Below are 24,609 nucleotides of genomic sequence, written 5' to 3'. Positions count from 1 at the left end.
TTTACGCTTGTCCTCCCCAGAGTGCTTTTACATGATGATAGGCTGCAACCGGGTCGGCTGCTTTTGTAATTGGACGGCCGACAACAATCATTGTCGAGCCGATCGCACGTGCTTCGGCGGGACCCGCAATGCGCTGCTGATCATCCGCATTGCCATCCTTTAAACGAATGCCCGGCGTTACTTTATAAAAATCTTCCCCGCATGCTTCGCGAATGGAGGCCGCTTCTAAAACGGAGCATACAACGCCGTCACAGCCGGCTTCTTTTGCTTTTTTCGCATAATGAAGAACTGATTCCGGAAGCGGGACAGAAATAAGCTGATCCGCGTGCATCGCCGCTTCAGACGTAGACGTTAGCTGGGTCACTGCCAGTAAAATGGGCCGTTTGCCGCCTTTAGCACCTGCATCCAATCCGGCGCGTGCTTTTTTCATCATCTCGACGCCGCCTGCCGCATGCACATTAATGATGTCTACACCAAGCCCTGCAAGACCTTTCATTGCCTGTCCAACCGTATTTGGAATGTCATGCAATTTCAAGTCAAGAAAGATGCGGTGATTCATTTTTTTCAGCTGTTCAATAATGAATGGGCCGTTTTGCAAATACAGTTCCATGCCCACTTTCACATATAGCTGCTCGTTTTGGAAAGGCGCAAGAAATTGCTCGGCTTCCTTCCATGTGGAGAAATCGAGTGCAATAATCGGTTCTTTTTCCATTACTTCCAGCTCCGTCCCTTTAATTCACTAATGTGATCTACGTTGTGCTGCTCTAAATAGTGGTCAAGCTCCGCAATTAATTCCGGGCATATAAACGGATTAACAAAATTCGCGGTTCCGATTGCCACTGCGTCCGCACCCGCCAATGAAAATTCAATAATATCTTCAACTGTAGAGATGCCGCCCATACCGATAATTGGCAAATTGGTTTGCTGGCTTACTTCATACACCATCCGCACTGCTACAGGCTTCACGGCAGGACCCGATAAGCCGCCAGTCCGGTTTGACAGCACCGGCCGGCCTGTTTTCAGGTCAATACGCATGCCGATCAATGTATTGATCATCGTAATGCCGTCTGCACCACCGTCTTCTACCGCTTTGGCCATCTCGACAATGTTCGTGACGTTTGGCGAAAGCTTTACATAGACAGGTACTTCAGACACTTCTTTTACACGTTTTGTCAGCTCTTTCGCTGTTTCGGGTATTGTTCCAAATGCGATACCACCTGTTTTTACGTTCGGGCAGGAAATATTCAGCTCAAGGGCATGGACATTGTCGACTTTGGAAATTTCTTTTGCGACTTGAACATAATCTTCGGTTTGTGAACCGGCCACGTTCGCTATAATCGGCACATCAAACTGCTTCAGCCATTCCAGTTCATTCGCAATCACTTTTTCAAGACCGGGATTTTGAAGACCAATCGCATTCAGCATACCGCCTGGTGTTTCAGCTACACGAGGTGTCGCATTTCCGTAACGAGGCTCTTCTGTTGTTGCTTTAATCATAATCGCGCCAAGCTCACTTAAATTAAACAGCTGACTGAATTCACGGCCAAATCCAAAACAGCCAGACGCTGGCATTATAGGATTTTTAAGTGACAACCCTGGAAGTTCGAGCGCTAATCTAGTCATAGTGCCACCTCCCCAGCTTTAAAAACAGGCCCGTCGCTGCATATTTTCAAGTAGGCGGTACCTGTTTCATCCGCAGTTGGATGGCATACACATGCAAAGCAGGCACCGATGCCGCAGCCCATCCGCTCTTCCAGTGAAATATAGCCGTTTGGCGCCGCGTGAAGCTGTTCAACTGCTTTTAACATAACCGTTGGACCACACGAATAAAAAATATCCGCCTGCAGCCCGTGTTTGTTCACAATATCAGTTACAAACCCTTGCTCACCGAGTGAACCGTCAACTGTTGCCACATATGTTTCGCCTAGTGCCGCAAACTGCTCTGTGTAAAATGCCGCCTCTTTATTTTGAAAACCGAGAACGTGGATCGTTTTCACACCTTTTGCGTTCAGGCGGCGTGACAATTCATAAAGCGGCGGAACACCGATACCTCCTCCGATTAAAAGAGCGGTCTGTCCAGGAGCAGCTTCTTGAACCGGAAAACCGTGGCCAAGCGGACCGAGAACGTCCACTTGGTCACCGGCTCGTTTACGAGAGAGTGCACTCGTTCCTGCGCCTTCCGCCCGGTAAATCATCGTAAGTTCCTGCTTTTCCGGCTCAATACGGGCGATGCTGATTGGCCGGCGAAGAAGGGGCATCATTTCTTCACCTGCTTTTAAGTGAACAAATTTGCCTGGCTCATCGATTTGGTCAACGAGCGCCCCTTTTAATGTCATTTCAAAGATGTTTTTAGCGATTTCCGATTGAGAGACAACCGTCATCAGCTCTTTTTGAATCATGAATGGATCGCCTCCAATGCCGGTTTTGGCATTGCTTCTGCATTAAAAATCATTGATTCAAGTACTTCTAGAATAGCTGTTGCTGTATCCAGTGACGTTAAGCATGGAATGCCATTTTCAACAGATTCACGGCGGATACGGAATCCATCACGTGCCGGCTGTTTGCCTTTTGTCAGCGTATTGATGATGAATTGCGCCTCACCACCGCGGATGACATCAAGCATATCCGGACCTTTCGCGCCAATTTTCGCCACCGTTTGAACCGGCACGCCTGTTTCACGGATCAAGTTCGCTGTACCATATGTCGCCAAGAGCTGGAAGCCAATGTTATGGAAACGTTTTGCAATGACAAGCGCTTCGTCTTTGTCTTTATCTGCGACCGTTAATAGAACGGCCCCTTTTGTCGGGATTTTCATACCGGAGGCGACAAGCCCTTTGTAAAGTGCTTTTTCAACCGTTGAGTCTTTTCCCATGACTTCCCCAGTTGATTTCATCTCTGGGCCGAGCGTTGTATCCACCCGGCGGAGTTTCGCAAATGAGAAGACTGGCACTTTTACATAGACGCCTTTTTTTTCTGGAATCAGGCCGGATTCATAGCCCATTTCTTTTAATGATTGACCCATAATCGCTTTTGTTGCAATATTCGCCATCGGCACGTTTGTAATTTTACTTAAAAATGGCACGGTACGGCTTGAGCGCGGATTTACTTCGATAACGAATACTTCTCCTTTTGAGATAACGTATTGTATGTTCAGCAATCCAATAATATTTAATCCTTTTGCAAGCTTTGTCGTATATTCAATAATTTTTGCTTTTTGATCATCCGTCAATTTTTGCGGCGGATACACAGCAATTGAGTCGCCGGAGTGGACACCTGCACGTTCGATATGTTCCATAATGCCAGGAATGACCACATCTGTTCCGTCTGAGATCGCATCGACTTCAATTTCTTTCCCTGTTAAATAGCGGTCAACCAAAACCGGGTGCTCCGGATTCACTTTTACTGCGTTTTTCATGTATTGAAGCAATTCTGCTTCTTTATAAACGATTTCCATCGCCCGGCCGCCAAGTACGTATGATGGACGGACAAGAACCGGATAACCGATGCTGTTTGCAATATCAACCGCTGCTTCAACCGAAAAAGCTGTTCTTCCAAGCGGCTGCGGCACGTTCAGCTGCTGCAGCGCCTGCTCAAATTTGTCACGGTTTTCTGCACGGTCTACATCTTCAAGACTCGTGCCTAAAATTTTCACGCCATGTTCCACAAGCTTGGCAGCTAAATTAATCGCTGTCTGCCCGCCAAACTGTACAACAACACCCTCTGGCTTTTCAAGGTCGATAATGTGCATAACATCTTCAATCGTTAACGGCTCGAAGTAAAGCTTGTCGGAAATACTGAAATCTGTTGAGACCGTTTCCGGGTTATTGTTGACGATAATCGCTTCGTATCCGGCTTCTTTTAACGCCCAGACCGAATGAACCGTCGCATAGTCAAACTCAACACCCTGTCCGATCCGAATCGGTCCTGATCCTAGAACAACAACTGATTTACGGTCCGTGACAATCGATTCGTTTTCATCTTCATATGTTCCATAATAATATGGTGTTTCAGACTCAAATTCGGCCGCGCACGTGTCAACCGTTTTAAATACCGGTACAATGCCGTTTTCTTTACGCCAGTCATAGACCTCTTTTTCTACTACACCCCATGATTTTGCCAATGTTTTATCCGCAAAGCCGAGCTGTTTTGCTTTTTTTGCTGTTTCTTTATCGAATGGATTATTTTCCACTTCTTTTTCATATTTCACGATATTTTCAAACTTCTTCAAGAAAAACAAGTCAATTTGACTCCATTCATGAATCGTTTCAATCGTAATACCCCGGCGCAATGCCTCGCCAAGATAAAATAACCGCTCATCGCCTGCTTTACGAATTCTTTTTTCAAGAAACGCGTCATCTTTATCTGCCAGTTCATCAAGTGAAAGGTGGTAGACGCCGCTTTCAAGTGAACGCACAGCTTTTAGGATCGATTCCTCAAACGTGCGTCCAATCGCCATGACTTCTCCTGTCGCTTTCATTTGTGTACCTAGCGTACGGTTTGCATGCTCAAATTTATCAAACGGCCAGCGCGGAATTTTCGACACGATGTAGTCAAGGGCCGGCTCAAAACAGGCATATGTTTTACCTGTGACCGGGTTCAACATTTCATCCAGCGTCAATCCGACAGCAATTTTCGCCGCCAGCTTCGCAATTGGGTAACCAGTCGCTTTCGATGCAAGAGCTGATGAGCGGCTGACACGCGGATTTACTTCGATAATGTAGTACTGGAAGCTGTATGGATCAAGTGCAAGCTGAACGTTACAACCGCCTTCAATACCAAGTGCACGAATAATTTTCAGCGATGTGTTCCGCAGCATTTGATATTCACGGTCTGTTAACGTCTGGCTTGGAGCCACCACGATCGAGTCTCCCGTATGAACACCAACCGGATCGATATTTTCCATATTACAAACAACGATTGCATTGTCATTGGAGTCACGCATGACTTCATATTCAATTTCTTTGAAACCGGCAATGCTTTTCTCGAGAAGACATTGAGTAACCGGACTCTGTTTTAAGCCGTTTGTGACAGTTTCAATCAGTTCTTCTTCGTTCTCGCAAATCCCGCCGCCTGTTCCGCCAAGTGTGTAGGCAGGACGCACAATGACCGGATAGCCAATTCGCTCAACAAATCCATACGCTTCTTCCAGCGTATGAATAATATCACTGTCTGGAACGGGCTCATTTAAATCGTTCATTAGTGTACGAAACAGGTCACGGTCTTCCGCCTGCTCAATCGCTGAAAGTTTTGTGCCAAGTACTTGTACGCTGTACTCGTCTAATACACCCGCATTTGCAAGCTCAACCGCCATGTTTAAGCCTGTTTGTCCGCCGAGTGTTGGCAAAATGGCATCCGGACGTTCTTTTTGAATAATCCGGCGCACAAATTCAAGTGTAATTGGTTCAATATAAACAGCATCGGCAATTTCTGTGTCCGTCATAATCGTTGCCGGGTTCGAGTTTACAAGGATGACCCGGTACCCTTCCTCTTTCAAAGCCAGACACGCTTGTGTGCCTGCGTAGTCAAATTCTGCCGCCTGTCCGATGACGATCGGGCCGGAGCCGATTACAAGTATACTTTTAATGTCTGTACGTTTAGGCATGTTGTGTCTCCTTTGCAGCGTGTGATTTCATTAAGTCAATAAAGCGGTCAAATAAAATATTGTCGTCTTCCGGTCCCGGTGAAGCCTCCGGATGGTATTGAACGGTGAAAGCCGGGTATGTTTTATGTGCAAGCCCTTCAACGGTACCGTCGTTTAATGCCACATGCGTTATTTTTAAATCGGTGTTGGCAATCGATTCTTCACTGACTGAGAAGCCATGGTTTTGTGAAGTGATCGCAGTCCGGCCTGTTTCCAAATCTTTTACTGGATGATTTGAGCCGCGGTGCCCGAATTTCAGCTTAAATGTATCAGCTCCTGAAGCAAGCGCAAACAGCTGGTGGCCAAGGCAGATGCCAAAAAGCGGTACTTGGCCGATCAATTCTTTAATCGTTTCAATCGCATACGGCACATCTTTCGGGTTGCCTGGTCCGTTTGTCAGCATAATACCGTCCGGCTTAAACTGCATAATTTCTTCAGCAGTTGTATCATGCGGCACAACCACGACGTCGCAATTACGATTGTTTAATTCACGCAAAATCCCGTGCTTCATGCCGAAATCGATTAGAACAACCCGGAAGCCGCGCCCAGGGCTTGGATAAGCAGATTTTGTTGATACTTGAGCCACCTGGTCATTCGGCAAAACCGTCGCCTGAAGGCGGTGAATAACGTCTTCTGTATTGGTATCCGCTGATACAATTGCGCCTTTTAACGCACCGTGCTGGCGGATAATGCGTGTCAGTTTCCGCGTATCCACACCCGAAATCGCAGGAATGTCTTTCATTTTTAAATATTCATCGATTGAAAATTCACTTCTAAAGTTTGACGGAAAGTCAGCTGCTTCTTTTACAACAAGTGCTTTCACAGCAGGCTGAATAGTTTCAAAGTCATCGCGGTTAATGCCATAGTTTCCGATAAGCGGGTATGTAAATGTGACAATTTGTCCGCAGTATGATGGGTCCGACAACGTTTCTTGATAACCTGTCATTCCTGTAGTAAATACGACTTCTCCTGTTACATCCTTTGTGCTGCCAAATCCTTCACCGATAAATACTGTACCGTCTTCTAAAATGAGCTGTTTTTTCATTCGTTGATCGTTCCTTCCTTCCATACTAGATTTCCTTCAAAAAATGTTGCAGCCGGCCAGCCGGAAAGCGTGCGGCCTGTAAATGGTGTATTTTTTCCTTTTGACAAAAACGTCTCCGGGTCTACTTCTTTTTCAATCTCAAGGTCAATAATTGTAATATCGGCATTAACACCTTCTTCAAGGCGACCGTATGGCAAGTTAAACGTGGAAGCCGGTTTAATCGTCATCCAGTCAACAAGCTGTTTTAACGTTATCACGCCTTTTTTGACAAGCTCTGTATATAAAAGTGGAAAAGCTGTTTCAAATCCCGTAATGCCGAATGGTGCTTTTTGAATGCCTGCTGCTTTTTCCTCTGCTGTATGCGGGGCATGATCAGTTGCGATAAAGTCCAGTGTCCCATCAAGCAGTCCTTCAATAAGCGCGGCTTTATCTTCTGCTCCGCGAAGCGGCGGATTCATTTTAAAATTCGGATCCTGTCCAGGGATGTCCATATCCGTCAAAACGAGATGATGTGGCGATACTTCACCTGTTACATGGATGCCTGCTTTTTTCGCATCGCGGATGACACGGACCGATTCTTTCGTGCTGACGTGGCAAACGTGATAATGGCACCCTGCGTTTTCTGCCAGCAGCACATCTCTTGCAATTTGAACGGATTCACAAATGGACGGAATACCTGGAATGTCTTCACGTTTTGAATATTCCCCGTCATGTACCACACCGCCATAAATTAAGCTGTTGTCTTCACAGTGGGCAACAATCGCCATATCAATTGCTGCGGCTTTTTTCATCGCAGCGTGCATCATGCCAGCTTCTTGAATGCCAACACCGTCGTCCGTGAACGCAAATGCGTTGTTTTCTTTTAACGAACTAAAATCAACAAGCTCTTTTCCCGCTTGACGAATGGTGATTGACGTATATGGAAGCACGCGGATATGTGCTTTTTCTTCAATAAGCTTGTTCACTTTTTGAAGATTTTCTTCTGTATCCGGCACGGGGCGTGTATTTGGCATTGCAGCAATCGTTGTAAAGCCGCCTTTTGCCGCTGCTTTCGTTCCCGTAGCAATCGTTTCTTTATGCTCACCGCCAGGCTCGCGCAAATGAACATGCAGGTCAACGAGTCCTGGTGTAACGAGTTTGCCGCCTGCATCAACTTTTTTTTCGTCAATTTCTGCAAGATCTGCACCCATCTCAGCGATTTTCCCGTCTTTAATGCGGATATCCGTTTTTGTTAACTCACCGTTTTCGTTTAAAATCTGTCCATTTTTAATTAACCAATTCATTTGCCAATCTCCCCTCGAGCACTTCTTTTAAGACCGCCATGCGGACATAAACGCCATTTTCCATTTGTTTAAATATACGTGATCGTTCGCATTCGACCAGACTGTCGGCAATTTCCGCATCGCGGTTTACCGGTGCCGGGTGCATAATAATGCTCCCTGGCTTCATCCGGCTTTCCCGCTCTTCTGTTAAACCATAGCGGACATGATATTCTTCTTTCGACATAGACGAAGCTACTTGATGGCGTTCATGCTGGATCCGGAGAAGCATAAGCGCATCCACCTGTTCGACAAGTTCGTCTATTTTAACGAACCCGTCTGACTTTAAAAAGTCATCTTCAAACCATTCAGGAGGTCCGGAAAATTTCACATCAGCACCGAGCCTTCTCAGTGCTTCTGCATTGGAGCGGGCAACACGGCTATGGCGGATGTCACCGACAATGCCAATTTTTAATCCATCAAACGTGCCAAACTCCTGCTGAATTGTCAGAAGGTCCAGTAAACACTGTGTCGGATGCTGTCCACAGCCGTCACCTGCATTAATAACCGGTATATCAATATGCCCGACTAACTCATCATAATAGGCATCTTCTTCGTGGCGTACAACGACCGTATTTACACCAATCGCTTCGAGCGTCCGAACCGTATCGTATAATGTTTCCCCTTTTAAGACGCTTGAGCTGCCAACATCAAACGGTATGACCTCCAAGCCAAGCTTCCGTTCCGCCATTTCAAAGCTTATTTTTGTCCGTGTGCTTGCTTCAAAAAATAAATTGGCGACATAGTGCTTTTCATCTGGTGTCCAAACTTCACCTTCTGCAAATTTTTGTGCCTGCATTAATATTAACAAAATTTCATCTTTATGCAAATCCCTAATTGAAACTAAATTTTTCATCATCGATTTCCGCCTCCGTTTCCATGAAAAAAACACCCTGAAATTCAGGGTGTTTTCTCGATTTTACAGCATAACGAAGCTGTACTGCACATAAGTGCAGACCGATTTCACCCTTAAATGCCTCTCGTGCATTTTTAAAAGGTTGTCAATGTCCATAAAGTCTCACAGGACTTTCAGTAAACATTTATCTTTATTCATAAATACTTACACGATCCACTTCATCCACTTCTTCAAGTGTGACGACAATCCGTTCGGTTTTCGCCGACGGAATATTTTTCCCGATATAGTCTGCCCGGACCGGCAATTCACGATGACCCCTGTCGACAAGTGCCGCCATTTGAATGTGGGACGGACGTCCAATATCCATGATAGCATCCATCGCTGCCCGGACGGTGCGGCCTGTGTATAAAACATCATCCACTAAGATGACTGTTTTGCCATTTAAATCAACGGGAATTTCTGATCCTTTTACTTCCGGATCATGGCTTTTCGTTTTGACCGTCAAGTCATCACGATATAATGTAATATCCAGTTCTCCAACCGGCACACGCTGTCCTTCAATTTGAAAGATTCGTTCAGCAAGCCGTTGCGCAACATAAATACCACGGGTTTTAATCCCAATCAGCACGCAATTTTCTACGCCTTTGTTTCGTTCAATAATTTCGTGCGCGATTCTTGTCAGCGCCCGGCGTATCGCCTGCTGATCAAGTACGACCGCTTTTTCCATGAAAAAAGCCTCCCCACCCGATACTGGTGAGAAGGCCTACTGATCCCTTAAAACGGCACAAATGTACCGCATCATATCCGATCCCTTCCCAGCCTCACGGGACTGTTCTTAAAGGTTCTTATTCAACTGCATTTAGTTTATCGATAACATGGATGAATGTCAAATCTTTTTCCGCAACTCATCGAGTATATCATTAAATTCTTTTGGTGCAGGCGCTTCAAATTCCATGTATTCATTTGTACGTGGATGAATAAATCCAAGGACACCAGCGTGCAGCGCCTGTCCGTCAATATTAAGCGTCTTCCGAGGTCCATACTTTGGATCACCGGCAAGCGGATACCCAATGTATTTCATATGCACCCGAATCTGGTGTGTTCGCCCTGTCTCTAATTCACATTCAACAAAAGTAAAGTCTTCAAAACGCTCCAACACGTGGAAATGTGTCACGGCCGCTTTCCCATGATCGACAATCCCCATTTTTTGACGGTCTTTTATGTCACGCCCGATCGGTGCGTCAATCGTGCCGAAATCATGCGAAATTACACCGTGAACGATGGCTTTATATTTGCGCGTAACCGATTTTTCAACAAGCTGGTTCACAAGTTTTTCATGTGCCATATCATTTTTAGCAACCATTAACAGTCCAGATGTATCTTTATCAATTCGGTGGACAATACCCGGGCGCATAATGCCATTAATGCCGGATAAATCTTTGCAATGGTACATTAGGCCGTTTACGAGCGTTCCCGTTGTATGACCAGGTGCCGGATGGACAACCATGCCGCTTGGCTTATTGACGACAATGACATCTTCATCCTCATAATAAACGTCCAATTGTAAATCTTCCGCTTCAATGTTCAATGCTTCCGGCTCCGGAATGTCGATTGTTACTTCATCACCGGCTGTGGCTTTGTAATTCGCCTTAACTGATTTACCATTAACAAGAACAAGCCCTTCTTTCAGCCACTCTTGCACTTGTGATCGGGAGTATTGCTCATCCTGCGTAGCAGCAATTTTATCAATTCGGCCCCCGGTTTCTTCTGCGCTCACTGTAAAGTGTAATTGTTTCATTTTATGCCTTCTTTCCTTTTCGATCTTCTATAAACATAGCGATAAATAATAAAATAACGCCAATAGTCAATGCAGCATCTGCGATATTAAAAATAGGGAAACGGTAGCCCCCAATAAACGTCTGCACGAAATCAACGACCTCACCGCGAAACAGCCGGTCAATAAAGTTTCCGATAGCTCCGCCAAGCAAGACAGCTAAAGATGCTTTCATTAAAGGCTTCCCTTTTGCTTCCTTTTGCATGAAATAAATGATGCCGACAACCACAACGGCTGTAATAATATAAAAGAGCCAAAATTGCCCTTCAAGCATTCCCCACGCTGCCCCTCTATTACGATGAGAAGTAATATGAAGAAGATTTTCAATAACCGGTACACTTTCGCCAATTTCCATGGACCTGACAATGAGCCATTTTGTCCATTGATCCAGCAAGATGACAAGCAGTGTCAATACGTAGTAATACATATCTTCCCTCCAACGATGAAAAGAGGTTAGCGGTCTTAGAGCTAACCTCTTTTTCGTCTCTTTTAGTTCATTTCCGAGTAGTGTTCTTTTACGACAGCTGCACAGCGTGGACAAAGCGTTGGGTGATCTGCATCCTGGCCAACTTCATCTGTCACCGTCCAGCAGCGTTCACATGTGTCGCCTGAAGCTTTTTCGACTACAACAGACACTTTCTCACGTTTCACTGCTTGTTCTGGTGCTTCCGACACCGTTCCCGCTACTTCAAAGCCAGATACGATAAACAGCTGCTTTAAATCTTCATCGATCGACGCAAGAAGGGCTGTTGTTTCGTTGTCCGCATACAACCGGACATGTGCTGTTAATGACTTGCCAATAATTTTTTCATTCCGTGCTTCTTCCAGCGCTTTTAAGATATCATCACGAACCGCCATAAATGCCGTCCATTTTTTCGTTAGACTTTCCGCCTTCGGCAGTTCTGTATAGTCCGGCATATCGGTCAGCTGCACATATTTTTCTTCAGCTCCCGGCACTTCTATCCACACTTCATCCGCTGTATGCGGCAAGATTGGCGAGACAAGTTTCGCAAGAGTCGTTAATGTTTCATACATAACCGTTTGAATGGCACGGCGGTCTGCATGATTTTCCGCTTCAATGTACAAAACATCTTTTGTGAAATCTAGATAAAATGAGCTTAAATCGACGGTGCAGAAATTATTGACCGCATGATAAATCGCTGCAAATTCATACTTTTCATAATGGCCGCGGACCGTTTTGATCAATTCGTTTAATTTTACAAGCATGAATTGGTCGACTTCACGCAAGTTTTCGTATGAAACAGCATGCTCAGCCGGCTTAAAGCCATCTAGATTTCCGAGCAAGAATCGGAACGTGTTGCGGATTTTACGATATACTTCTGCCACTTGTTTTAAAATAGCATCTGATACACGCACATCTGCCTGGAAATCCACGGATGATACCCAGAGACGTAAAATATCTGCACCAAGCTGCTCCATCACTTTTGCAGGAATGACTGTATTGCCAAGCGATTTACTCATTTTGCGGCCTTCTCCATCTAATGCAAACCCATGGCTTAATACGCCTTTATATGGTGCTTTGCCAGTGACGGCAACCCCTGTAATTAAGGAAGAGTTAAACCAGCCGCGGTATTGGTCAGATCCTTCTAAATAAAGATCAGCCGGCCGCTGGGCATCTGAACGCTGCTCAAGTACGCCTTCATGAGAAGAACCGGAATCGAACCAGACATCCATAATGTCATTTTCTTTCGTAAATTCGCCGTTCGGGCTGCCCGGATGGGTAAATCCTTCCGGCAAGAGTTCATTCGCCGTACGCTTAAACCAAATATTCGATCCATTTTCACGGAACAATTCCGATACATGTGCAATCGTTTCATCGGTAATGATCGCTTCACCATTTTCCGCATAAAAAACTGGAATTGGCACACCCCATGCACGCTGACGAGAAATACACCAGTCACCGCGGTCACGAATCATGTTAAACAAACGCGTTTCGCCCCATGCCGGCACCCATTTCGTTTCTTTTACTGCTTCAAGCAGTTCAGGACGGAACTTATCAATTGACGCAAACCATTGCGCTGTAGCCCGATAAATAACCGGCTTTTTTGTCCGCCAGTCATGTGGATACGAGTGTGTAATAAATTCCATTTTTAATAGTGCGCCCGCTTCAGACAGCTTTTCGGTGATTGCTTTATTGGCTTTATCATAAAAAAGTCCTTCAAAGCCTGGCGCTTCTTCTGTCATGACACCACGGTCGTTCACCGGACAAAGAACGTCGAGCCCATATTTCTTTCCGACAAGAAAATCATCTTCCCCGTGACCAGGCGCTGTATGAACGGCTCCTGTACCAGAATCTGTTGTTACGTGTTCGCCAAGCATGACAAGTGAATCACGGCCATAAAGCGGATGTGCTGCGACAACATGTTCAAGCTTTTCTCCTTTTACCAGTTTTTCAATAGTATGCGACTCCCATCCGATTTTCGCCGCAACTTCTTCAAGAAGTGCTTCTGCCACTACGAACCGGTCACCCGCTGCGCTTACGACCGCATAATTGAGCTCTGGATGAACAGAAATGCCAAGGTTCGCTGGAATGGTCCATGGCGTTGTCGTCCAAATAATGATTTTTGTGCCTTCTTCAAGTACATCATTTCCTTTTTTCACATCAAAAGAAACATAAATAGAGGCTGATTTTTTATCTTGGTACTCGATTTCTGCTTCTGCAAGTGCAGATTCAGATGAAGGAGACCAGTAAACGGGCTTTAGACCTTTGTAAATAAATCCCTTTTTCGCCATTTCACCGAATACTTTAATTTGTGCAGCTTCATATTCCGGCTTTAATGTAATGTATGGATTTTCCCAATCGCCACGTACGCCAAGGCGTTTAAATTGCTCACGTTGATTATGAACTTGTTTATAGGCATACTCTTCACAAAGCTGGCGGAATTCCGCTATAGTCATTTCTTTCCGATTTACACCAGAGTTTGTCAATGCCTGCTCAATTGGCAATCCATGTGTATCCCAGCCTGGAATGTAAGGCGCGTAATAACCGCTCATCGATTTAAAACGAACGATAAAATCTTTTAAAATTTTATTAAGGGCGTGTCCGATATGGATATCACCATTTGCATACGGAGGACCATCATGCAAAACGAACATCGGACGGTTCTTCGTACGGTCCAGCACTTGTTTATAAATATCTTCTTCGTTCCAAACACTCTGCATGTCCGGTTCGCGTTTCGGCAAGTTGCCACGCATCGGAAATTCTGTTTTCGGCATTAATAATGTATCTTTATAATTCATTGCCTTATCTCCTTTTAAATAAAATAAAAAAACCTTTCACATCCCTAAAAAGGGACGGAAAGGTTTCCGCGGTACCACCCTGGTTGACAGCCCATGACTGTCCGCTCAAAATCCATAACGTGGATAAACCGTTTTTCGCTACTTATTCGTTCACGAAAAATGCTCAAGGGTGATCTTTAAGCTGCAGATAGCCGCCGGGCTTCCACCATCCCCGGTTCGCTTTTGGGCGATCAGTTGCCGCTTTACTGTCCCTCTCATTGCGTTTGATGATTTTTATTTGAATGGTTACATTATAAAAATGAACCATTCATTCGTCAAGCTTATCTCTCATCGTCGCTTAACTGTTCAATTTCATCCGTATCTACTTCAAAATCAAGAAGCTTATCCCAGTCATCATTGTTCAACAAGTCTAATTGAGCTTCCATTAACATTTTAAAGCGCGTGCGGAACACTTTAGACTGCTTTTTTAATTCTTCGATTTCCACTGCGATTCGCCGTGCTTTTGACAGCGACTCCTCAACAATTCGATCCGCATTTTTCTCCGCTTCACGAATAAGCAGCTTTGATTCCTTTAAAGCGTTTCGTTTAACATCTTCTGATGTTTCTTGTGCAATCACAATCGATTTACTTAATGTTTCTTCAATATTCGAAAAATAACTAAGCCGTTCCGTTTGACCGGCAAGCTTTGTTTCTAATTCTTTTTTTTCCCGAATAATGAGTTCGTAATCTTTAATAATTTGATTTAAAAAGTCATTCACTTCGTCTTCATCGTAACCGCGAAATGAACGGCCAAATTCTTTTTTATGTATGTCCAACGGCGTTAAGGGCATACAGCCACCTCCAAAGCGTTACATGATCATTGATTTTTATTATAAAGGTTTTTCGACCACTTGTGGGGAAATCCCTTCATTTTCGCAAATTTATTTTAAAATACCCAGCGTTATTCGCCACTTTTCTTTTTTCGTCTGGCCGTCAATGGATAAAATTTTCATCCGTCCGATTCCACGGACTGATAGCATATCACCTTGTGCGCATTCAAAAGACGTTTGGTCTACTGCTTTCCAATTTACTTTCACAGCGCCACTTTTAATAAGCTGCTGCGCTTTTTGTCTGGACATAGAGGACAATGATCCAATGATGACATCAAGGCGCATTGACGAGACGGTGACGGTCTGTTCATGCCACTCTTCAATCGAATAAACCGCTTCTGAGAGCGTTTTTTCTATCAATTTGACCGGTACTTTCCCAACATGATCAAAATGTGCATGCAAATAACTCGTTAATTCTTTTGCCACAATCACTTGAAAACGGTCTTGCTCACTTAAAATATCACCAAATTTTTCACGGTTCAGGCCAAGTCCCATCAAACTTCCTAAAATATGTGGATGGCTAATCATGGAAAACTTTTGTGGATAGTCAACTTCAAGCAATTCGACCCCAAAGTCAGTTTCTTCCGGCTCGAAGTAAGAAGGATGAAAAAGCCCCCGTTTTCGTTCAGCAGATGAATGACCACCAAAAAAAGAAACGCGTACATCTTCCATAGACCCGACAACCGAGCGGATCATCTGCCTCTCGCGTGGATTAAGAAATCCTGTCAATTTCGGCGCATACATATCCGCGACTTGCTGTTTCCATTTCATTGCTTTGTCAATAAACTCTTTTTCTTCCGGCCGAAAATGTTGGTAAATATCATTCATTAAATGCCCTCGTTAAAGCCAAACAGCCAGCTGATGCAGTCCGTTTGTCGCAAGGTTCAGTGTAATAAAAGCGACGATTGGTGAAATATCAAACATGCCAAGCGGCGGAATAATCCGACGAAACGGATCTAAATATGGTTCGCAAATTCTTGTTAAAAATCGGCCGATTGATGTATTGCGTGCTTCTGGAAACCATGACATTAAAATATAAATAATAAGTGCCCAAGAATATAATTGTATTGCCTGGACCAAAACATTAATAACTGTATCCATTTCTCTTATTGCCACCCCGTTTTTTCTTGATCTTGTTGCGTAAACTGTGTAATGCTTCCGGCAATTTCTACATTCTCCGGTGCACAGAAAAAGATTTTTTCACCAATTTGCTGGATTTCTCCGCCAATGGCATACACCGTTCCGCCGAGAAAATCAACAATCCTCCGTGCCTGATCCGTTTGAATGCGCTGTAGATTGACGATAACTGCCTTTTTTGCTTTTAAATGGTCGGCAATTTCTTGCGCTTCCGCATAAACACGCGGCTCTGCCATGACGACTTTCGACGGCTTTTGCGCACTTTTCAAGCTGACCACATTTTTTTTGCGAGGCGCTGTTGAAGATGGCTCTCCTTCATACACTTCTTCCTCCACCATATCGTAATCTTCTTCGTCGAGCAGGAAAAATGACTTAAACTTCGATTTCACGCCCATCGTTCCACCTCCGCTTTCATTTTATTCCCCTACAAGCGCAGTTCCAATACGAATCATTGTCGCGCCTTCTTCCACAGCTATCTCAAAATCATTGCTCATGCCCATGGATAACTCATTACACGGAGCGTATGAGAGATTTAATGCTCTTACTTCATTTCTCAACAAAGCAAGCTTACGGAAACAAGCACGAAGTATGTCTTGATCTTCGGTGAGCGGTGCCATTGTCATTAAGCCACATACTCGAATATTTTCGTATTTGTGAAGCGATTCAATAAATGGAATGACTTCTTCAGGCACCATTCCATGCTTAGATTCTTCACCCGATACGTTCACCTGAACAAAACATTGAACAGCCCTTTGGGCCCGGCTGCTAATTTCTTTGGCAAGTGATTCGCGGTCAAGTGAATGAATATAGCCAGCTTGATGAATGATCGACTTTACTTTTCTTGTTTGCATTGACCCGATAAAGTGCCATGTCGCCTTTTCCCCAATGGTTTCATATTTTTCATTCAGTCCTTCAGCGCGGTTTTCACCGAGGTGGAGAATTCCCGCTTCTACTGCTTCTTGGGCTCGGGCTGTTGTTACATATTTTGTAACTGCAATAATTTTCACATCTTCCGCCTGCCGGCCTGAACGGTGTGCAGATTCCTCAATCCGTTGTTTAATGATTGATAAATTTTCGCTAACTTTCATGGTTTCCTTCCTTCCAGCCGATGTACCCCATCATCCTGCCTGTGTATCCCCTGTCACGCCGATGAGAAAAGAAATCCGGCGAGCAGCTTGAACATAGTGCCGTCATATAAATATTTTCGGGCGAAATGCCTTTCTTGATGAGAAGATCTTTATTAAAGGTTTGCAGAGAAAAATAATACATATCCGGCTCATTTGGCACCGGGGAGAAGGGAACTTCTTCACCCGGCTTATACCATTTTTCTGCTGCTGTTATGACCGAGGCTCCTACTTTATAGCATGAGCCACAAATGGAAGGACCAATCGCCACTTCAATATCTTGCAGACAACTTCCTTCTTGTTCCCACTTCTTAATCATGATTGGACCAATTCCGCTAACCGCACCTTTCCAGCCGGCATGAGCCGTTCCGATCCGTTTCGTTACGCGGTCAATAAAATAAAGCGGCACACAATCAGCATAGCAAAGTGTCAGTAAAACACCGGCATCATCGGTGTAAAGACCATCAGTAGATGAGAATGCCGTTTCATAATCAAGGGCACCACGGCCGATGTCGCGATTTGAAACATGTGCAATGTGGACATCGTGTGTTTGCTCACAGCCGATCCATTTATCGACAGGAAATCCAATTACCTGTCCCGTATTTTTTCGGTTTTGCTGTACAGAAGCTGGTTCGTCATGAACATGAAACGCCATATTCAAGCCATTGTACTTGCCGGATCCGCCTTCTTTAGACGTGAAGCCGGCAGAGAGACCCGGTTCTTCTTTTTCCCATTTTTCCATATGAAACAAGCCGCTGCCTGTTTTTTTAAAAGGTTCTGTCATGGCATGCTCCCGCTTATTTTCTTTTAGTGTACCACATGACACCCTTTTTCGTCACCGTTCATCCTCCTTCGGTTCTTTTTCACCGTAGCGGACTAAAATAACATCGCCGCCAATTTTCACGATATGCATCCATGGGATCACTATTTCTTCCTCTTTGCCGAATAAACCGAATTTTTTACCGTTTTGTTCTATGATGAGCGCTGAAATAGCTCCTGTCGCGTTGTTTAATTCAATATCAGCCAGACGGCCTAATTTTTTTCCATTTGTCACATTGACAATATCTTTCAGCTGAAATTCTGAAATTCGCATACTAGCCCCTCCTTTGTACCAATGTATGCTCCAAGACAAAGAAAAAAACAGAAGATTGTCTCTTCTGTTTTTCGCTTATCCATTTATTTTCTTTTTCATTTGTTTAATGGCCCCTTTTTCAAGCCGGGATACTTGTGCTTGAGAAATACCAATTTCGTCAGCTACTTCCATTTGTGTCCGACCGGTGAAAAATCGTTTCTCAATAATCATCCGCTCCCGCTCAGACAATTTATTTAGTTCATCGGTTACAGTCATGGTATCCACCCATTCTTTTTCTCTGTCTTTTCCATCACTTATTTGGTCCATCATATAAATAGGATCGCCGCCATCTTGAAAAACGGGTTCAAATAACGAAACAGGATCTTGAATGGCATCGAGCGCAAAAACCATTTCTTCTTTCGGTACATCAATCGCCCGGGCAATTTCTTCTGCTGCTGGTTCAACCGATCTCTCCGCTGTCAGTCTTTCTCTTGCCTGTAAAGCCTTATAAGCAATATCACGAAGAGAGCGCGATACCCGAATCGGATTGTTGTCTCGGAGATAACGGCGGATCTCGCCGATAATCATTGGCACTGCGTATGTTGAAAAGCGGACATTGTGGCTTAAATCGAAATTATCAATTGACTTCATCAAACCGATGCAGCCAACTTGAAATAAGTCATCGGCTTGCTCATTACGATGATTAAATCGTTGAATGACGCTTAAAACGAGGCGCAAATTTCCGTTGACCAGCTTTTCACGCGCCTGTTTGTCCCCACTTTGGTATTGCACAAACAACACTTTCATTTCAGGGTTTGTTAATACAGGCAGCGTCGACGTATCGACACCACATAAGACAACTTTATTTCGGGCCATCACTGTTCCTCCTCATGATGTCTGTTTCTCAGAACAGTATTGCCGACCCGAAAAAAATTATTCAGCGCAGTTTATTCAGTTCTTTTTTCAGTCGTCCAATGATTTTTTTCTCAAGCCGTGAAATATAAGACTGTGAGATTCCTAGTAAATCCGCTACATCTTTTTGTGTTCTTTCTTCTTGTCCATTTAGCCCGAATCGCATTTCAATAATTTGTTTTTCACGTCCTTCTAAATCGTCAAGCGCTTCTGAAACTAAATGTTTGTCCACTTCTTCTTCAATTCCTTTTGTGATGATGTCGCTTTCTGTTCCAAGTACATCGGATAACAACAGCTCATTTCCATCCCAATCAATATTCAGCGGTTCATCAAATGAAATTTCCGAACGGATTTTATTATTGCGGCGCAAGTACATTAAAATTTCATTTTCAATACAGCGGGATGCATACGTCGCAAGCTTAATTTTCTTTTCGGGATCAAATGTGTTAACAGCTTTAATGAGCCCGATCGCGCCGATGCTAATAAGATCTTCAATGTGGATGCCAGTATTCTCAAATTTTCGGGCAATGTAAACGACAAGGCGTAAATTCCGCTCAATGAGCATCGCCCGAACCGCCTTATCTCCTGATGGAAGCTTCGTTAATAGATGCGCCTCCTCATCACGCGTAAGTGGTGGAGGAAGCGCTTCACTGCCACCGATGTAATAAATCGTTTTAGATTTAATACCAGCTTTTTGGATCATGTTATACATGATGTACATCCACTTTGTTTTTACTTGCCGCAAATTATTCACTCACCTTTCGATTCATTCCTGAACCATATTCGGATGCAGAATGCAGATAAACGACTGATCATCCGATAATACCTTGTCTGTAAATGTGACAAGCGCTCTATCGGTTTTCCGTTCTTTTCCATTGATCCATACTGTAAAGCTGTCCGTTCGAAATGAAGCCAGCAATTTGCTTTCAGCATGAATCGACTTAGATGGAATCCAGACGATTTTTTCAGTCCAATTGTCTGGAAGATTCAGCAGATCGCTAATATCCTCTTTAAAAAGCGCTTCCGGCCATTGTTCATACGGATTAATTTGACAAACTGCTACTTCTTTCTTGGAAATGGGGTCGCATAATGCATTACCGGTGTCAATCAAGCCCCGTCCCGACCAATTCATTCCGCAAAGCGTAAATGAAACGGGGACTGTTTGGCTGATTGTCCGCCTTGACGTATTCAAACTGAACAGCCGGCGCTGAATAAAATAAAATGAAATTCCCACCGATACAATAAAAAAGAATACGAGAGACCATTTTCCTCCTATAGCGTACTGCGTATACATGGACTGAAATCCGAATAAAATGCCGCCCGTCAGGAAAACGATAAAATAAAACGTAAGGACCATGGAAATGAGACTTGTGACGCCGGTTATTTTAAAAGCGATGCGGATCATGAATATAGGCATGATCACCGTTAATGTTTTATGCAAAAGCCCAACTGGACCTGCTGCTAAATAAAGCCATACCGGTATAGTTCCGACTAATGAGGCAGCAAGCAGCCGGGGCATCTGGAGCGGACGAGCGCTCAGCTTCCCCGTTACAAAAAGCAGCAGCGCATCTGCAGCAAAATTAAAGAAAATGATCCCTTCTGCGTAACCGGCCAATTCATCCCTCCCTTTTTCCGGCTGCCTGTCCTATGAGCATTAGTGTAACGGAATGAATAACCAATGTGTGTCGGAATGTAAGTGAATTTTTACAGTAGTTTTTCCGAATCATGTCTAAGAAAAGCGCAAGACGGTCGTTTAGGTCCGCAGGCGTAAGACGGACCAGCAGTGGCGCTCTTTGCCACACGGCTGTGACAGCTTTTTGGAACAAAAGCTAAGAATGCAGCTTCCTGCAGCAACGCTTTTGTGACCCACATCGTGTGGGCCTTGAGGGAATTGGCCGTCTGAAGCTGAACAAATCAAAAAAATCCCGCCACCTAAGTGACGGGATTTGCTTTTTATCTTCTTCTGTTACGATTGCGTAAAAATGTTGGAATATCGAGTGTGTCATCAGCTGACGGCTGCTGCGGCTGGCGAATCGGTTGTTCAGGCGCCGGTGCATCTTCGCGTTTCATGTCACGCGGTTTCGACTGCTGGTGCTGTGATGGCGATTGTGGCTTCACCTGTCCAAGCCCTGGACGAGCCTGCCCTGGCTGAGCTGGCTGAGATGCCACTTCTTTAAAGCCTGTTGCAATCACTGTCACAATGATCTCGTCTTTCAAGTTCTCATTAATAACAGAACCAAAGATCATATTCACTTCTTGGTCAGAAGCGGAAGAAACGATATCCGCTGCTTCTTGCACTTCATAAAGGCTTAAGTTGGTTCCACCGGTAATGTTCATTAAAACCCCTTGGGCACCGTCAATCGCCGTTTCAAGAAGCGGACTGGAAATGGCTTTTTTCGCTGCTTCAACAGCACGGTTCTCTCCTGATGCAACACCGATTCCCATAAGTGCTGATCCTTTATTCGACATGATTGTTTTCACGTCAGCAAAATCAAGGTTGATCAACCCGGGAACGGCGATCAAGTCAGAGATACCCTGCACACCTTGACGAAGGACATTATCCGCTTCACGGAACGCCTCAAGCATCGGTGTGCTTTTATCGACGATTTCAAGTAAACGGTCATTTGGAATAACAATAAGTGTATCAACAGCAGCTTTCATCGCTTCAATTCCGCCGGCTGCCTGTGTGGCCCGTTTGCGCCCTTCAAAAGTAAATGGACGAGTCACAACGCCTACCGTTAATGCACCGAGGTCTTTCGCGATTTGTGCGATAACCGGAGCCGCACCAGTTCCGGTGCCACCGCCCATACCCGCTGTAACAAAAACCATATCGGCGCCTTTAAGCGCTTCTTCAATTTGCTCTTTGCTTTCTTCAGCCGCTTTTTTTCCGACTTCCGGATTGGCACCTGCACCTAATCCGCGTGTTAACTTATTGCCAATTTGCATTTTCACTTCTGCTTTTGACAAATTAAGGGCTTGTGCGTCTGTATTTACCGCGATAAAGTCTACCCCTTGCACTCCATGTTCAATCATTCGGTTAACGGCGTTGTTTCCGCCGCCGCCAACGCCGATGACTTTAATCGTTGCCAATGAATCTACACTTGTATCAAACTCCAGCATGGCAAATCCTCCTATTTCATGAGTCTTTTTTGTGTCTTATTCTTCAAAAAAGTACCCGAAAAGTTTTTTCATTTTTCCTTTAACGCCTTTTTCTTCTCCGTCATGCGGCTGCTCTTTTTTAACAGGCTTTGCTTCCTGCTTCACTTCCATCCGCTCTTTTCTTACTTCTTTTCCTGGTAACGGTGCTTGATTCGATTCGCTTAATTTCCGGCCTGTTAACCGGGCATTTTTATAAGCGTACTTGATAAGGCCCACGGCTGTCGTATATTGCGGCTCACGTACACCAATATAATCCGGAATCGCGACACGGACACGATTTTGAAATACATCCTGTGCCAAATCAAGAATACCGTTCATTGCGGACGCTCCGCCGGTTAAAACAAAACCACCCGGAATATCATGAATACCCGACTGACGAAGATCTTCAACAACCATTATAAACAATTCTTCCAGCCGCGCTTCAATAATTTCCGAAATTTCAAGCTGAGTAAATTGATCATGCTGATCACTGCCAATGACAGGAACACTGAACACTTCTTCTTCCGAAGCTAAATCATAAAAAGCATGTCCATGCTTTGTTTTAATTTGTTCTGCTTCTTCTGTTGAAGTGCGAAGACCGATCGATAAATCTTTTGTAATATGATCACCGCCGACAGGCAGTACAGACGTTCGTTGGATATATCCGTCTTTAAAATACGAAATCGTCGTTGAACCACCGCCAATATCAACGAGCACAGTTCCAAGATTTTTTTCATCCATCGACAAAGCAATTTCTCCGCTTGCAAGCGGCTGAAGCACAATTTCATTAATATCCAGGCCTGCACGTTCAACACAGCGCAGTGTGTTATGTAAAAACGTTCTAGAACCGGTCACGATGATGCCTTCCATTTCAAGACGTACACCAAGCATGCCACGAGGATCATTAATTTCATCAAAACCGTCTACGATAAATTGTTTAGCAATAACATTTACAATTTCTCTATCCGGCGGGATAGATAGTACTTGTGCCGCATCTTTTACGCGGATGACGTCTTCACTCGTAATTTCACGATTTTCACTTGAAACGGCCACAACACCATTACAAGGATGAAGAATGGCGTGATTGGCAGCAATGCCAACGATAACCGAACGAATGTCAAGACCAACCATGCGCTCTGCCTGTTCAATTGCTTTTTTGATCGAATGAACAGTATCATCGATATCGACGACTGCTCCTTTTCGAATACCTTTTGATTTTACACTACCGACACCAATTATATTTAAAGAATCATTAACCATTTCGCCAATAATTACTTTAATTGCGGATGTACCGATGTCGAGACTTACCAGAATTTCATTATTATTCATGCTGCGGCACCTCCTTTACCATAAAAGCGTGAATAATCGAACAACAATTCGCACATTTACTCCTTGAATATATGTTAAGAACGTAATTCGTCATATTCAACATAATTTCCTTTTAAAGTTTTATATTTTTCTTAAACACTCTCATACAAGTCTACACTAAGATAAGAAGCTGGAAAAGGCTAAGTTATTCGGTTTCAAGAAAACTTTATGGCATCTCGGCTTCTTCTACAGCTTCTTCTCCTGTTTCTTGCTGCTGCGCTGGATCATATGCTTTAAAATAAGAACCAACTTCGATGTCAATGACACCTTTCACATCAGGGTTAAGCTGCGTGGAAATGGAAGGATAGTAAACCATTTTCTCTGCAAAGGTTGAGAGGGTGGCAGATACTTCAAATCCATCTGTCATAAACGCTTTTATATGGAGAGAGTCATTTTTTTTCGGATCGTAATACACTTCAGAAATCGTATTGAACACCTCATTGGGAAGTGTTTGGGCAGCTTCCGCAAACAAATCTAATGCTTCCCCTTCTTTAAAATCATATAGAATGGGGAGCTGTAATGGCGCACCGCTGACAGGCTCGCTTAATATTTTTCCGTTTTGAAGGACCGGATACAATCCACCTTTACGAGCTGCATACGCAATTTCATTTTGTTCAACGACCGCAATCATTAGATCATTGGGAAATCCAGCTGTCACACTGGCTTCCTTGATTCGATCATCCTTTAAAAGTGCTTCTTCCGCTCTGCCTTTGCCGGCTGTCCATATACTGGCACCTGTTTCAAGACCGCTTTGTTCAATAATTTCCTGTTTTGTCATAAGGCTGCTTCCCTGTACATGAATCTCTGCTACTTTACTTAAAGGAGACTGCAAGTAAACGACAAGAAGGATGAGAGAGAAAAACACAGACAGCAAAAGCAGCAGCCGGCGATTTGCTTTCTTTTTTCTTATTTGTTTCAGCTTCGGAATGCGGTCTTCAATCGAAATCACTTTTTGTTTTGTCATGTTCACACCTCTGCCCATGTTACAAACCATCCGCCCATTTTATTACCGTAGCAGCGGCTGATTGCCATG

Annotated in this window: 24 protein-coding genes and 1 other annotated feature; all 24 genes read right to left on the bottom strand. The window is 44.2% G+C overall.

Features of this window, described 5'->3' with window-relative positions:
• Position 1 precedes the first annotated feature (1 nt).
• Positions 2–712: an orotidine-5'-phosphate decarboxylase gene (gene pyrF / locus NLX67_RS05985; RefSeq protein ID WP_254310717.1), complete on the bottom strand. Its 711-nt coding sequence runs from the start codon at positions 710–712 to the stop codon at positions 2–4.
• Entirely contained in the window at positions 712–1,623 is a 912-nt protein-coding gene (locus NLX67_RS05980) for a dihydroorotate dehydrogenase (protein WP_254310716.1), read from the bottom strand. The genes pyrF and NLX67_RS05980 overlap by 1 nt, the downstream gene beginning before the upstream one ends.
• Positions 1,620–2,399, bottom strand: a complete 780-nt coding sequence (locus NLX67_RS05975; RefSeq protein ID WP_254310715.1) for a dihydroorotate dehydrogenase electron transfer subunit — start codon at positions 2,397–2,399, stop codon at positions 1,620–1,622. Before NLX67_RS05975 ends, NLX67_RS05980 begins: the two co-directional genes overlap by 4 nt.
• A complete protein-coding gene (gene carB, locus NLX67_RS05970) occupies positions 2,396–5,602 on the bottom strand; it encodes a carbamoyl-phosphate synthase large subunit (protein ID WP_254310714.1) in 3,207 nt (1,068 codons plus the stop codon). The genes NLX67_RS05975 and carB overlap by 4 nt, the downstream gene beginning before the upstream one ends.
• A complete protein-coding gene (locus NLX67_RS05965) occupies positions 5,595–6,686 on the bottom strand; it encodes a carbamoyl phosphate synthase small subunit (protein WP_254310713.1) in 1,092 nt (363 codons plus the stop codon). The genes carB and NLX67_RS05965 overlap by 8 nt, the downstream gene beginning before the upstream one ends.
• Positions 6,683–7,969 carry a dihydroorotase gene (locus tag NLX67_RS05960; protein WP_254310712.1) on the bottom strand — a complete coding sequence of 429 codons (1,287 nt, stop codon included), beginning with the start codon at positions 7,967–7,969 and terminating at the stop codon, positions 6,683–6,685. Before NLX67_RS05960 ends, NLX67_RS05965 begins: the two co-directional genes overlap by 4 nt.
• Positions 7,953–8,861 (bottom strand): aspartate carbamoyltransferase catalytic subunit, encoded by a 909-nt coding sequence (locus NLX67_RS05955; RefSeq protein ID WP_254310827.1) that lies wholly within the window; start codon positions 8,859–8,861, stop codon positions 7,953–7,955. The genes NLX67_RS05960 and NLX67_RS05955 overlap by 17 nt, the downstream gene beginning before the upstream one ends.
• A gap of 190 nt (positions 8,862–9,051) precedes the next feature.
• The gene (gene pyrR / locus NLX67_RS05950; RefSeq protein WP_046179629.1) at positions 9,052–9,588 is read right to left on the bottom strand and encodes a bifunctional pyr operon transcriptional regulator/uracil phosphoribosyltransferase PyrR; all 537 of its coding nucleotides are present in this window, start codon (positions 9,586–9,588) and stop codon (positions 9,052–9,054) included.
• A gap of 159 nt (positions 9,589–9,747) precedes the next feature.
• Complete coding sequence (locus NLX67_RS05945; protein ID WP_254310711.1) at positions 9,748–10,659, bottom strand: RluA family pseudouridine synthase; 912 nt, start codon at positions 10,657–10,659, stop codon at positions 9,748–9,750.
• A 1-nt stretch (position 10,660) separates the two neighbouring features.
• Positions 10,661–11,122 (bottom strand): signal peptidase II, encoded by a 462-nt coding sequence (gene lspA, locus NLX67_RS05940; RefSeq protein ID WP_046179631.1) that lies wholly within the window; start codon positions 11,120–11,122, stop codon positions 10,661–10,663.
• A 62-nt stretch (positions 11,123–11,184) separates the two neighbouring features.
• The gene (ileS, locus tag NLX67_RS05935) at positions 11,185–13,956 is read right to left on the bottom strand and encodes an isoleucine--tRNA ligase (RefSeq protein ID WP_254310710.1); all 2,772 of its coding nucleotides are present in this window, start codon (positions 13,954–13,956) and stop codon (positions 11,185–11,187) included.
• 47 nt (positions 13,957–14,003) lie between these two features.
• Positions 14,004–14,223 (bottom strand) — a binding site (T-box leader).
• A 53-nt stretch (positions 14,224–14,276) separates the two neighbouring features.
• Positions 14,277–14,786 carry a DivIVA domain-containing protein gene (locus NLX67_RS05930; RefSeq protein WP_046179633.1) on the bottom strand — a complete coding sequence of 170 codons (510 nt, stop codon included), beginning with the start codon at positions 14,784–14,786 and terminating at the stop codon, positions 14,277–14,279.
• Positions 14,787–14,876: 90 nt separating this feature from the next.
• Positions 14,877–15,653, bottom strand: coding sequence for a YlmH family RNA-binding protein (locus NLX67_RS05925; protein ID WP_046179634.1), 777 nt, complete (start codon positions 15,651–15,653; stop codon positions 14,877–14,879).
• Between the two features lie 12 nt (positions 15,654–15,665).
• The gene (locus NLX67_RS05920; RefSeq protein ID WP_046179635.1) at positions 15,666–15,926 is read right to left on the bottom strand and encodes a YggT family protein; all 261 of its coding nucleotides are present in this window, start codon (positions 15,924–15,926) and stop codon (positions 15,666–15,668) included.
• Positions 15,927–15,931: 5 nt separating this feature from the next.
• A complete protein-coding gene (locus NLX67_RS05915) occupies positions 15,932–16,357 on the bottom strand; it encodes a cell division protein SepF (protein WP_046179636.1) in 426 nt (141 codons plus the stop codon).
• A 21-nt stretch (positions 16,358–16,378) separates the two neighbouring features.
• On the bottom strand, positions 16,379–17,050 hold the full coding sequence (locus tag NLX67_RS05910; protein WP_254310709.1) for a YggS family pyridoxal phosphate-dependent enzyme: 672 nt from the start codon (positions 17,048–17,050) through the stop codon (positions 16,379–16,381).
• Positions 17,040–17,870 carry a peptidoglycan editing factor PgeF gene (gene pgeF / locus NLX67_RS05905; RefSeq protein WP_046179924.1) on the bottom strand — a complete coding sequence of 277 codons (831 nt, stop codon included), beginning with the start codon at positions 17,868–17,870 and terminating at the stop codon, positions 17,040–17,042. Before pgeF ends, NLX67_RS05910 begins: the two co-directional genes overlap by 11 nt.
• Positions 17,871–17,921: 51 nt before the next feature.
• Positions 17,922–18,179, bottom strand: a complete 258-nt coding sequence (locus tag NLX67_RS05900) for a YlmC/YmxH family sporulation protein (RefSeq protein WP_046179638.1) — start codon at positions 18,177–18,179, stop codon at positions 17,922–17,924.
• Positions 18,180–18,254: 75 nt separating this feature from the next.
• The gene (gene sigG, locus NLX67_RS05895) at positions 18,255–19,034 is read right to left on the bottom strand and encodes an RNA polymerase sporulation sigma factor SigG (RefSeq protein ID WP_046179639.1); all 780 of its coding nucleotides are present in this window, start codon (positions 19,032–19,034) and stop codon (positions 18,255–18,257) included.
• Between the two features lie 61 nt (positions 19,035–19,095).
• The gene (gene sigE / locus NLX67_RS05890) at positions 19,096–19,815 is read right to left on the bottom strand and encodes an RNA polymerase sporulation sigma factor SigE (protein ID WP_046179640.1); all 720 of its coding nucleotides are present in this window, start codon (positions 19,813–19,815) and stop codon (positions 19,096–19,098) included.
• Positions 19,816–19,836: 21 nt separating this feature from the next.
• Positions 19,837–20,685 carry a sigma-E processing peptidase SpoIIGA gene (locus tag NLX67_RS05885; RefSeq protein WP_046179641.1) on the bottom strand — a complete coding sequence of 283 codons (849 nt, stop codon included), beginning with the start codon at positions 20,683–20,685 and terminating at the stop codon, positions 19,837–19,839.
• Between the two features lie 338 nt (positions 20,686–21,023).
• Entirely contained in the window at positions 21,024–22,190 is a 1,167-nt protein-coding gene (gene ftsZ / locus NLX67_RS05880) for a cell division protein FtsZ (protein ID WP_046179643.1), read from the bottom strand.
• A 36-nt stretch (positions 22,191–22,226) separates the two neighbouring features.
• The gene (gene ftsA, locus NLX67_RS05875) at positions 22,227–23,537 is read right to left on the bottom strand and encodes a cell division protein FtsA (protein ID WP_046179644.1); all 1,311 of its coding nucleotides are present in this window, start codon (positions 23,535–23,537) and stop codon (positions 22,227–22,229) included.
• A gap of 205 nt (positions 23,538–23,742) precedes the next feature.
• Entirely contained in the window at positions 23,743–24,540 is a 798-nt protein-coding gene (locus NLX67_RS05870; protein WP_254310708.1) for a cell division protein FtsQ/DivIB, read from the bottom strand.
• Positions 24,541–24,609 lie beyond the last annotated feature (69 nt).

Origin of the sequence: Domibacillus sp. A3M-37, from assembly GCF_024213455.1 — a bacterium.
GTDB classification, from domain to species: domain Bacteria; phylum Bacillota; class Bacilli; order Bacillales; family Domibacillaceae; genus Domibacillus; species Domibacillus tundrae.
The sequence above is the reverse complement of the archived record's forward strand: the minus strand, read 5'-3'. Positions and strand labels throughout refer to the sequence as shown.

Coding starts and splice junctions, on each gene's coding strand:
- pyrF (WP_254310717.1), bottom strand. CDS start 712: ATGGAAAAAGAACCGATTATTGCACTCGATTTCTCCACATGGAAGGAA.
- NLX67_RS05980 (WP_254310716.1), bottom strand. CDS start 1,623: ATGACTAGATTAGCGCTCGAACTTCCAGGGTTGTCACTTAAAAATCCT.
- NLX67_RS05975 (WP_254310715.1), bottom strand. CDS start 2,399: ATGATTCAAAAAGAGCTGATGACGGTTGTCTCTCAATCGGAAATCGCT.
- carB (WP_254310714.1), bottom strand. CDS start 5,602: ATGCCTAAACGTACAGACATTAAAAGTATACTTGTAATCGGCTCCGGC.
- NLX67_RS05965 (WP_254310713.1), bottom strand. CDS start 6,686: ATGAAAAAACAGCTCATTTTAGAAGACGGTACAGTATTTATCGGTGAA.
- NLX67_RS05960 (WP_254310712.1), bottom strand. CDS start 7,969: ATGAATTGGTTAATTAAAAATGGACAGATTTTAAACGAAAACGGTGAG.
- NLX67_RS05955 (WP_254310827.1), bottom strand. CDS start 8,861: ATGAAAAATTTAGTTTCAATTAGGGATTTGCATAAAGATGAAATTTTG.
- pyrR (WP_046179629.1), bottom strand. CDS start 9,588: ATGGAAAAAGCGGTCGTACTTGATCAGCAGGCGATACGCCGGGCGCTG.
- NLX67_RS05945 (WP_254310711.1), bottom strand. CDS start 10,659: ATGAAACAATTACACTTTACAGTGAGCGCAGAAGAAACCGGGGGCCGA.
- lspA (WP_046179631.1), bottom strand. CDS start 11,122: ATGTATTACTACGTATTGACACTGCTTGTCATCTTGCTGGATCAATGG.
- ileS (WP_254310710.1), bottom strand. CDS start 13,956: ATGAATTATAAAGATACATTATTAATGCCGAAAACAGAATTTCCGATG.
- NLX67_RS05930 (WP_046179633.1), bottom strand. CDS start 14,786: ATGCCCTTAACGCCGTTGGACATACATAAAAAAGAATTTGGCCGTTCA.
- NLX67_RS05925 (WP_046179634.1), bottom strand. CDS start 15,653: ATGAATGATATTTACCAACATTTTCGGCCGGAAGAAAAAGAGTTTATT.
- NLX67_RS05920 (WP_046179635.1), bottom strand. CDS start 15,926: ATGGATACAGTTATTAATGTTTTGGTCCAGGCAATACAATTATATTCT.
- NLX67_RS05915 (WP_046179636.1), bottom strand. CDS start 16,357: ATGGGCGTGAAATCGAAGTTTAAGTCATTTTTCCTGCTCGACGAAGAA.
- NLX67_RS05910 (WP_254310709.1), bottom strand. CDS start 17,050: ATGAAAGTTAGCGAAAATTTATCAATCATTAAACAACGGATTGAGGAA.
- pgeF (WP_046179924.1), bottom strand. CDS start 17,870: ATGACAGAACCTTTTAAAAAAACAGGCAGCGGCTTGTTTCATATGGAA.
- NLX67_RS05900 (WP_046179638.1), bottom strand. CDS start 18,179: ATGCGAATTTCAGAATTTCAGCTGAAAGATATTGTCAATGTGACAAAT.
- sigG (WP_046179639.1), bottom strand. CDS start 19,034: ATGGCCCGAAATAAAGTTGTCTTATGTGGTGTCGATACGTCGACGCTG.
- ftsZ (WP_046179643.1), bottom strand. CDS start 22,190: ATGCTGGAGTTTGATACAAGTGTAGATTCATTGGCAACGATTAAAGTC.
- ftsA (WP_046179644.1), bottom strand. CDS start 23,537: ATGAATAATAATGAAATTCTGGTAAGTCTCGACATCGGTACATCCGCA.
- NLX67_RS05870 (WP_254310708.1), bottom strand. CDS start 24,540: ATGACAAAACAAAAAGTGATTTCGATTGAAGACCGCATTCCGAAGCTG.